Here is an 8,940-nt window from a genome sequence, read left to right on the forward strand (position 1 = left end):
AATCGATGAAACTTTCACCGCAGCAGAAGTTCTGGATGAATGGGCAGATCGCGGACGCGGATGCCGGTGGCGTTGTAAACAGCATTGGCTATGGCGGCTGCGGAACCGACCGTGCCGAGTTCGCCGACGCCGCGGGCGCCCACATCGCTGAAATTGGAATCGTTGCCGTCGAGACACACGGCATCGATGAAAGGCACATCGGCGTTGACGGGGACGACGTAATCGGCAAGGTTGTTCGCTGCGAAGCGTCCGGAAGGGTCGACGGGGTTGGCTTCCAGTAGCGCGTGGCCGATACCGAAAATGACGCCACCGACCACCTGACTGCGTGCGGCTTTGGCGTTGATCACTCGGCCGATATCGACGACGGTGGTGAACCGCGAGACGCGGGTTTCACCGGTGAACGAGTTGACGCGCACTTCGCAGAAGTGGGCCCCGAAGCCGTGTGCAGCAAACGAGGGATTCAGACTGGCCTCGTCGCTGTGGGTGGCGCCGATGTCGGACCTTCCGATTTCACGCAGAAGTTCGGCGAAATCGAGTGATCCGTTGGATGTTTGGAGGCGGCCGGAGTCATAGGACGCAGGGGTCTCTGAGCTGACCAACGGGGAGTGGGGATTGGTGGATGCGGCCTCGATGAGGCGTTCGACGGCGGCGCGGGCGGCGGCCCGAGCGGTGGGGGCCATGCTGCTGGTGGCGCGGGAGCCGACGGCGCCGGCGCCGGGCGGGAAGTTGGTATCTCCCACTCGCGCGACAACCCGATCCATCGGTAAGCCGACCGCGTCGGCCACGACGATCGCCAGTGCGGTGGCTGCGCCTGTGCCGATGTCCATGACACCTGTGGACGCCACCACGGTGCCGTCGTCGCGGAAGCTGACCTCGACAGCGTTCGCGGATCGGCCCGCGGCAGGGTAGATGGCGGTCGCCATGCCCATTCCGACGAACCACTGACCTTCGCGGCGAGTCCCCGGCGAAGCGCGGCGCGACCATCCGAAGCGGTTGGCCCCCAGGCGGTAACACTCGTCGAGCCGCTTACTGGTCCATCGACGATCCGTGCCCGGAAGCGTCGTCGCATAATTGCGTAGCCGCAGTTCGACCGGGTCCACGCCGGTCAGGTTCGCCAGTTCGTCCATGGCCGTCTCGATGGCGAAAGCGCCAGGTGCCTCGTTGGGTGCACGCATCGCCCACGTGGGGGCGGTGTCCAAGGTGACATGACGTTGGTCGACGTGCAGATTCGGGGTCCGGTAGAGCGCCGCGGTGGTCTCGGCCGCGGTACGCAACGGCCACCCACCCACAGCCGGGGCCTCGGCGTCAGATTCGTGGCTGACGGCGGTGAGCGTACCGTCGGCGCGGGAGCCCAGTCGCACACGCTGGCTTACCGCGGAGCGGTGACCGACAATGCTGAACACCTGGCTGCGATTGAGGATCAGTTTGACCGGGCGGTTCAGTTCACGGGCGGCTGCGGCGCCGAGAATGACGTCCGACCATGGGAGCACACGGCTGCCGAACCCGCCGCCGACATGGGTGGAGATGATGCGCACCTGTTCGGGTGCCAGCCCGAGCGCACCGGCGATACCGGCAATAGCTCGGCCGGGAAACTGTGTGCCGGTGTAGAGGGTCAGCTGATCTTCTCGCCAAATTGCCACGGAGGCATGGGGTTCCATAGCCGCAGCATGCTGAGCCTGCTGCGTGACGGTAATGTCGACGGTGACCTCGCTGTCGCGCAGTGCGACGTCGATCGAGGCTACGCCAGGCGCCAGAAGGGTCTTGTTGCCCGAGTCCGGCACTGCGATGCTGACCCCGGGCCCGGCGTCAGCAAGGGAAGTTCTCGGAGCGCGGGACTGGTAGTCGATTGAGATCATGGCCGCCGCGTCTCGGGCATGCTCGAAGCTGTCGGCGACCACCACACCGATGGCCTGGCCGTGAAACCGAACCTCGCGGTCTTGCAGTGGACGGTACCTCTCACCGAGCGCATCTTGGGCAACGGGCTGTAGCCGCAGCGGCGCGAAAGGGGAGTACACCGCCAGAACGCCCGGTGCGTGCGTCGCCGCGTCGCTGTCCATCGCAGTGATGGAGCCCAACCCAATCGTGGCGGACACCAGCACGGCGTGGACCAGGTCCGGTTCGCCGTAGTCGGCGGAGTAGCGGGCCGCACCGGTTGCCTTGGCGCGGCCGTCTATGCGAGAGATGTTGCCGCCCAGGGGTGAGGGGTTCATCGGAGCTCCAAGACGTCGTGGAGGGCACGGGCGATCGCGCGTCGCAAAAGGTGAGGCTTGAACCCGTTGTGGCTCAGCGATCGGGCATCGGAGGCGGCTGCTGCGGCGGCAGCCTCGACGGTGAAGCCCGTCGCGGGCCGGTTCGTCAGCAGATTCTCCACTTCGGGTAAGCGCCAAGGTACCGTGGCCACCCCACCGGCGGCCAAGCGCGCCCTGGTGATGACGTTGCCGCGCAGTGTGATTGCGGTTGCCACCGAGGCGAGCGCAAACTCGTAAGATTGGCGGTCGCGAACCTTGAGGTAGCCTGATCGGGTACTCGCAGGGGGCGCAGGTGCGGTGATGCTGGTGATCAATTCTCCGGCGTTCAACTTGTTCTCCACCTCTGGAGTGGTGCCGGGTATGCGATAGAACTGCTCCAGGGGCACACTTCGCTCACCACCGGAGCTCTGCAATTCGAGCGACGCCTCGGCGGCCACCAGCGCGACGGCGACATCGCTGGCGTGGGTGGCCACGCAGGCGTCGCTGGTGCCCAGCACCGCGTGGCTGCGGTTGTAGCCCTGGAAGGCCGAGCAGCCGGTGCCCGGCTCGCGTTTGTTGCACGGCATCGAGGTGTCGCGGAAGTAGCTGCATCGCGTGCGCTGCAGCAGGTTACCGCCCATGCTGGCCATGTTGCGGAGTTGGGGCGATGCGCTCAGCTCCAGCGCCTGGCTTATCAGTGCGTAATTTTGCCGAATTGCGGGGTTCTCGGCGACATCGGACATGCGTTCTAGTGCGCCGATGCGTAAACCGTTGTTGCCGAAGCTGATACCGGTCAGCGGCAAACCGTTGATGTCGATGACCCGACGGGGAGTGAGAACTTCCAACTTCATCAGATCGACCAAGGTGGTGCCGCCGGCGAGGAACACGCTGTCCGGGCCGGTGTGTGCGGTCGCCGCTGTTACCGAGTCCGCGGTGGTGTAGGCGTAGGGACGCATGTCAGGCCATCCGATCACGTGCGGTCTTGACCGCCTCGACGATGAAAGGGTAGGCGCTGCAACGGCAGATGTTGCCCGACATGTGTTCGCGGATCTGTTCCTCGGTGCGACTGTGTCCGTCCTCGATGACGGAAACGGCGGACATGATTTGACCCGGCGTGCAAAAGCCGCATTGCAGTGCGTCGTTATCGATGAACGCTTGCTGGACCGGATGCAACTCACTGCCGGCGGCGAGGCCCTCAATGGTGGTGACTGCGCGCCGGTGCACCGTGGGTGCAAGGGTCAAACATGACAGCACCCGCCGACCGTCGACGTGGACGGTGCAGGCACCGCATTGGCCGTGGTCGCATCCCTTTTTGGTGCCGGTCAGCCCGATTTGTTCGCGCAGCGCATCGACGAGTGTCGTTCGTGGGTCGAGGTCAAGGGCGTGATCGGTGCCGTTGACACTCAACGTAACTGGGACGACTCCGGCGCCGGCGTCGTGCCGGGTTCTGCCGCTGTCGAGGTGTGAGGCCACGGCCGCGACACCGGCCGAGACGGCGACGGCTGCGCCGGTCCAGCCAATGAAGTGCCTTCGCGAAACCCCAGATGGGCCAACAGATTGTGGGTCAGCGGGTTCAGCTTCTTGAGGCTCGTCAATTGAGTTGTCTTGCATCGTTTCTCCGTCTTCACCAGCGGCTCATCAAACTGACTTTCACAGTCCCAGCTTCATCGGTCCTCGTTCAGGGAGGGACTATCCGCGGATAGCTGATCCTGCGCTACGACCGTGACGCATGGTCGGACAGTGGTATGACGTCAACGCCACGGTGATCCTGTGGGTCACTCCGTCGCGCAGTCCGCGGAATCATCGGCCACGCTCCGAGAACTTCAGTGCCGCCGCGCGATGTTGGACACGCACGTTGCGCACTGCAGCGCATCGAGAAACAAGTTCAACGACAATGTGATTTACTCCGTTCGGCCATCGCGGTCGCTGTCTGAACGGTATGCCGAATCGCATGTGGCCCGTCAAAGCGCATATGAAACTCATATCTACGGCGAAGAGCGCCGTGTGCACTTGAGGGTCGCGTTACGCTTGGCCATTGACAGGTCGGTGATGACCAGTGCCTCGATGAACCGGGCTGCAGGACCACTGTGGAATCTGTTAATTGCGAACTAAACTCAGCAGGTGAAACTGTCGTGGCCCGATGTGCCGACACGCAAGATTTTGCAGGGGCGATGATTCCTCGCCTCGACGCCGCTTGAAACGGCGACCTCATTTGGCAGGCTCAGTCCCTACGTGAACCTCTGTCCAATGCGGGACCCGGTGGTGAGTTTCTCAGCTTCGGCGCTTCAGTCATAGATCGCACCGACGCAGGCTCCGGGATTGAGGGATCGCAGTCCGGTGCGCGCCGCGGCGTGCCGTAATGAACGGTCAGCGGAACCACTCCGGCCCAGGCGCCCGCAGCGACATCTTCCTCTGGGTCCTCTGGCCATCCGTCGCTGACCTTCAGCGACCAGTTGTCAGACGTGATCGGCAATCGCAAAGCCAGGGTTGCTGCGAGCTCGCGGCGGCTGCTTGTGCGGAGCTCGGCGACGCGGCCTGGGATGAACGTGTCGGTCAGGGCATTCAGCACAGCGAGCTTCTCGTGTTCGGCGATCTGGTCGAAGCGGCCGTAAATTGCTGCGCTGCGGTAGTGGAACGACGATTCGAAGCCGCTACGCGCCACCACGACTCCATCCAACGTCGTCACAGACACCGCCGCCGGCGCTCCGTCGGACAACGCCCGCAACCATGGTGACCCGGTGGAGCCGTGGATCACCAAGTCGTCACCGAGGCGGGCGAATCCGATCGGGAACGCCGCGGGATAGCTATCGCGGATCAAGGCAACTGTTGCCAACGGTGTGCTGTCGAGCAGCTTGTCGAGGCTCTTGCGATCGACACGCTGTTTCTCGCGCAGCCGCGTCACTCGGGTTTGCGGTTGTTCGGGCGTGGGCTCAACGGTCGACGTCACTGCGATCCCTTTCCTGGTCAATCGTCCAGACGGTAGCAAGGGCCTCTGAATCCTGCCTGCGGATTAAGACATCGTCACTCAAAGTGGAGTGGAACGGCATAGCGGATCCGAAATGACCAGCACGGCAGAGCGACTCGAACCACCTTGGACTGTTGGTAGCGGTAGGTGTCCAAATGGTGGGAGTTCTGCGGTCTAAGCCGGGCCTCGGCACCGACGGACTGCGACGTCGCGGTGCGCTCGGAGGGCGAGTTCTGGAGTTGGGTTTCCTAGCCGTCTGGATCACCGCGAAGTGACCGCCCGATACGGCCGGTGGCCCAGAGTCCATAGAGGGCTGCGCGTTTCGAGACGAGACCCGAGACGGGTGACAGGACCACGTGGCGCAGGCCGGCGTCACCGAAGGCTCGCAGCTTGCCCACTACCTGTTCCGTCGAGCCCCATAGCAGGGGCCCATCAGAGACCAGGGCGGCCGGTACGGCGGCGATAGCTTCGTCCATCGTCTTGCGGTCGTAGTCACCGGGTATGAAGTCGACTAGTGGGTTGAAATGTTTCCCGAATGGGTGCATGGCTCCTGCTTGTCGCCACTGCTCGGCCGGCGCCATGAGCCCCAGCGCGCGGATGGCTTTGGTCTCCAGCATGGCTCGCGCCTCCTGATCGGAAGCCGCGATGACGGTACCGATGTAGCGCCGGGGTGATGCAATCCGGGTTTCGCCCCGCTGCGACAGCCGCTGCCCTTACTGCCGCCAGCTTTGCCGCGTACTCCGGTGGCGAGGCTACGGTGGTGGGGTACCACCCGTCGCCATATCGTCCGGTGAGTTCGAGCATGCGCGGACCGTGGCCCGCGATCCAGATTTCGGGAACTCGACCAGGTGCCGGTTTTAGATCCATAGTCGCCTGATCAAGTCGATAGTGCTTGCCGCAGAACGTGATTGGTTCCGTCGTCGACAGACACAGTCGGATGATCTGTAGGGCTTCTTCAACGCGGGTGACTGGCTCAGATGGGTCCAACCCGTAGGGGTCGATGTTCATCCGCTCACCGGCGCCGATGCCCAAGATCGGCGCCTTCTTCGTGAGGTGCGACAGCGTCATAATCGCCTGGGCAATGAGGACTGGATGGCGACGGATGGGTTCGGTGACCCCGACGCCGATCCACATCTGTCCGACGCGGGAGGCCAAATAGCCCAGGAGCACCTGGTAGTCGAAGAACTCGTAAGGGGTTGCGCGATGAGCCGCCAGCCAGGTCAGGTGCTCGTCCCAGATGACGCTGGGGAAGATGTTCTGGTAGTGGTCGATGGCCATCACCGAGTCCAGTCGCATCGCTCGGGCGCCGAGAACAAAGGCGCGCGTTGCATTCAGCGGCGGCTGAGTGCCGATTTGGAGCCCGACCGAGATTCCCGCATGTTTCATCTGTCGCCTGTCCGATTCATCGACTGGCTTTGGTCGCCGACGCATCATCGGCCCAATGTGAACGCTCCGAAGCTGAAGGTTTGGCGCAATCGCGGAAAGTTCCGAAACTTGAATGAACGTGCGACCTCGGGGCTGGCCCCAGCGTCGCCCACGAGTAAGGGCCAGCAGTCGCGGACACCCTGGTAGCGGTAGGGCATGACTGACCTCCTGGGGACCTGGAGCGCTTTTCAATTCAAGTGTCCGTTCTCATCTGACCTGATGTATGGACGGCGTCCTGAACTGCGGTGTATCAGTTCGGGTGAGAATCCGACGGGTCAGCTTTCTCATTTCATCTGATACAAGAGGTTCGCTGGTCGTTAGCGTCGTTGATGCCATGCCTGATTTTGACTGCGGATTCGGGAGTCGGTTGATCGCGAATTTCGGAGTCGGTGAGGGCTCATGGTGAGCGAGATTGCTCACGAATCCTGGAGTCATTTCGAACCGATGGTCGGGGCAGCTCCTGTTGTGGGTCGGCCCGCGTACTCCGGCTCGATGGTGTGGTCTGGCAAATGCGGATCGTGTTGGTACTTACTGGCAACTTCGGCCGAAAGCGAACGACGGCGAGGCAACGGCAGCTGTTTCGATAGCGTGGGGTGATGATCGCGACGCGCGAAGCCCGCTACGACGTGGACGGTCTGACAATGGTCGCCCACTTGGCGCGGCCGATCCGCGAGGGGCCGTGGCCGGCCGTGCTTATCGGCCACGACGGGATCGGTCTCGACGATTATCAACGGCGCCGCGCCGACGATCTGGCCGCCCACGGTTATGTGGCCTTGGCGATGGATTACCACGGTGGCCAGGTGTACTTCGGCAGGCCGGACGCGATGTTGGCCCGGGTCATGCCCTTGATCGCCGATGCGGAGAGGATGCAGGCTATCGGGCGCGCCGCGCTCGATGTCCTCCTCACGGAGCCGGGTGTCACTCCTGACAGGCTCGCCGCCCTCGGCTATGGTGCCGGCGGCAGCATCGTGCTCGAACTCGCCAGTGCCGGTGTGCCATTCAAGGCTGTTGCCGCCGTGCATCCCGGTCTGTCAGATGTCAGCGAAAAGGATTGGACCAACGTGACCGGCACCTTCCTTCTGTGCACTGGCTCCGAAGACCCGCTGTGCACGCCCGATCAGGTCCTGGCGTTTGGCTACGGGCTCCAAGACGCCGGGGTCGACTGGCGCGTCAATGTCTACGGCGGAGCCAAGCACGCATTCTGGGCCCGGCCTACGAACCCTGACGGGTCGCCCGCCGCGGGGACCACTCACACCGCGGCCACCGTGCCCGGCGTTGGGTATCACCCGGCCCACACTCCGCGCGCATGGCGTGCGGTGCTCGACCTGTTCGACGAGACCTTTGGCGACCTGAGGCGGCCTGACTGAATCAGCGGCGCGACGTCGCGGGGGTGTCGTCGGCAAAAACGGCTCATGGGGGCGGGCGGTGAATGCCTCAGCAGCTGCTTGCCAACCACTGCACGGTTGGCCGAAGTCCTCTGGCCAGGGCCGCAGCCCGGACTACATCAAGAACAGGTGCACGGCTGGTGACTCCCCGATTCACAGTCAACGACTTCACTGCGACACCACCGACTCCGAAATTCGCGATCAACCGACTCCCGAATCCGCGGTCAAAGCCACATGCCAGAGTGGTCAGGTGAGCAAGAACCAGGATCGGTGGAACCACAACATCCACTACTACGACATCGTCATCGACGCCGCGTCATCCACCGCTCGCACCGCTGTGGACGTCGGCACTGGCGACGGTTTGTTGGCCATCCGGCTTGCCGAGAAGATTCCCGACGTCACCGGCATTGATTCCGACGCCGACATCATCAACCTGGCTCGATCCAGTACCTCCACCAACGTCACCTGGATCACCGGCGACGCACTCACCTCGGCCCTGCCCGCTGAGCACTATGACCTGGTCGCCGCAGTCGCTACCGTCCACCACTTTCCCGACTTGGCGGCCGGCCTGCAGCGCCTCGCTGACATCACTGCAACCGACGGCACACTTGTGGTGATCGGCTGCGCCCGCAGCTCCACTCTGCCCGATTACGTCAGTGATGCAGTCGGCGTCCTGCAACACCAGGTTCTTTCACGCACGCGCGGGTTTTGGCAGCACAACGCTCCGGTGCAGATGCAGTTCCCGCATACCTACGGCGAGGTCAAAAAGATCGCGGCGGCGGTGCTACCCGGCATGGAGTGGCGTCGCCTCCCGCTATGGAGATACGCCATCACCTGGCACAAGTCAGCGCAGTAGCTAACCCGGATTTTTCGTGGAATGTTGACTGTGGGGGTGTGTAGATAAGCGAAAGTGCCTGTCCTGCAAGGAATAATTGGC

The 8,940-nt window shown here is 63.4% G+C and carries 8 protein-coding genes; 2 read left to right on the plus strand and 6 right to left on the minus strand.

The annotated features are described in order from the left end of the window. Positions 1–14: 14 nt before the first annotated feature. From AWC12_RS27110 to AWC12_RS27130, 6 genes are all read right to left on the minus strand, one after another. Positions 15–2,210 carry a xanthine dehydrogenase family protein molybdopterin-binding subunit gene (locus tag AWC12_RS27110; RefSeq protein ID WP_085178084.1) on the minus strand — a complete coding sequence of 732 codons (2,196 nt, stop codon included), beginning with the start codon at positions 2,208–2,210 and terminating at the stop codon, positions 15–17. Beyond that, positions 2,207–3,184 carry an FAD binding domain-containing protein gene (locus AWC12_RS27115; RefSeq protein WP_085178091.1) on the minus strand — a complete coding sequence of 326 codons (978 nt, stop codon included), beginning with the start codon at positions 3,182–3,184 and terminating at the stop codon, positions 2,207–2,209. The genes AWC12_RS27110 and AWC12_RS27115 overlap by 4 nt, the downstream gene beginning before the upstream one ends. A 1-nt stretch (position 3,185) precedes the next feature. After that, complete coding sequence (locus AWC12_RS27120; RefSeq protein WP_024445200.1) at positions 3,186–3,701, minus strand: (2Fe-2S)-binding protein; 516 nt, start codon at positions 3,699–3,701, stop codon at positions 3,186–3,188. Positions 3,702–4,449: 748 nt separating this feature from the next. Then, positions 4,450–5,175, minus strand: coding sequence for a pyridoxamine 5'-phosphate oxidase family protein (locus AWC12_RS27125; RefSeq protein ID WP_085178085.1), 726 nt, complete (start codon positions 5,173–5,175; stop codon positions 4,450–4,452). Between the two features lie 266 nt (positions 5,176–5,441). Continuing rightward, complete coding sequence (locus AWC12_RS30745; RefSeq protein ID WP_110808762.1) at positions 5,442–5,669, minus strand: hypothetical protein; 228 nt, start codon at positions 5,667–5,669, stop codon at positions 5,442–5,444. Positions 5,670–5,685: 16 nt separating this feature from the next. Next, positions 5,686–6,627 carry an LLM class flavin-dependent oxidoreductase gene (locus AWC12_RS27130; protein WP_110808763.1) on the minus strand — a complete coding sequence of 314 codons (942 nt, stop codon included), beginning with the start codon at positions 6,625–6,627 and terminating at the stop codon, positions 5,686–5,688. Positions 6,628–7,214: 587 nt separating this feature from the next. Here AWC12_RS27130 and AWC12_RS27135 point away from each other — a divergent pair. Together AWC12_RS27135 and AWC12_RS27140 are read left to right on the plus strand one after the other, a co-directional pair. Continuing rightward, entirely contained in the window at positions 7,215–7,985 is a 771-nt protein-coding gene (locus AWC12_RS27135) for a dienelactone hydrolase family protein (RefSeq protein WP_085178086.1), read from the plus strand. Positions 7,986–8,253: 268 nt separating this feature from the next. After that, the gene (locus AWC12_RS27140; RefSeq protein ID WP_085178087.1) at positions 8,254–8,859 is read left to right on the plus strand and encodes a class I SAM-dependent methyltransferase; all 606 of its coding nucleotides are present in this window, start codon (positions 8,254–8,256) and stop codon (positions 8,857–8,859) included. Positions 8,860–8,940: the final 81 nt, after the last annotated feature.

It is taken from the genome of Mycolicibacterium iranicum (assembly GCF_002101705.1).
Taxonomy (GTDB): Bacteria; Actinomycetota; Actinomycetes; order Mycobacteriales; family Mycobacteriaceae; genus Mycobacterium; species Mycobacterium iranicum.

Coding starts and splice junctions, on each gene's coding strand:
- AWC12_RS27110 (WP_085178084.1), bottom strand. CDS start 2,210: ATGAACCCCTCACCCCTGGGCGGCAACATCTCTCGCATAGACGGCCGC.
- AWC12_RS27115 (WP_085178091.1), bottom strand. CDS start 3,184: ATGCGTCCCTACGCCTACACCACCGCGGACTCGGTAACAGCGGCGACC.
- AWC12_RS30745 (WP_110808762.1), bottom strand. CDS start 5,669: ATGGACGAAGCTATCGCCGCCGTACCGGCCGCCCTGGTCTCTGATGGG.
- AWC12_RS27130 (WP_110808763.1), bottom strand. CDS start 6,627: ATGATGCGTCGGCGACCAAAGCCAGTCGATGAATCGGACAGGCGACAG.
- AWC12_RS27135 (WP_085178086.1), top strand. CDS start 7,215: ATGATCGCGACGCGCGAAGCCCGCTACGACGTGGACGGTCTGACAATG.